Origin of the sequence: Achromobacter sp. SIMBA_011 (genome assembly GCF_046535435.1) — a bacterium.
GTDB classification, from domain to species: domain Bacteria; phylum Pseudomonadota; class Gammaproteobacteria; order Burkholderiales; family Burkholderiaceae_B; genus Achromobacter; species Achromobacter dolens.
In genome coordinates this window covers 1-256 of the sequence record NZ_JAWRWN010000792.1, presented here as the reverse complement: position 1 = coordinate 256, position 256 = coordinate 1, and the positions used below count along the sequence as shown (strand labels likewise).

Sequence of the window (256 nt, the reverse complement as noted above, 5' to 3'; positions counted from 1 at the left end):
ACCTCCTTTGTTGGCGCGACCAGTTTGACTGCGGGGTGGGGGAACAGTCCATCCCATTAAATGGAAGGCCAAATACGGCGGCATGGAAGTCTCCGAGGCGAAGCGGCTGAAGACGCTTGAAGACGAGAACGCCAAGCTGAAGAAGCTTTTGGCTGAGGTCATGCTGGACAATGCGATCCTGAAGGATGTCGCTGCAAAAAATGGTAGGGCCTGCCGCCAAACGTGACGCCGTCGCGCATCTGAAGACCGTCATGGG

The 256-nt window shown here is 56.6% G+C and carries 1 pseudogene; it reads left to right on the top strand.

Annotation, left to right across the window (positions count from 1 at the left end):
- Positions 1-61: 61 nt before the first annotated feature.
- Positions 62-256: pseudogene (locus SB816_RS33155) on the top strand (transposase); the annotation flags it as partial.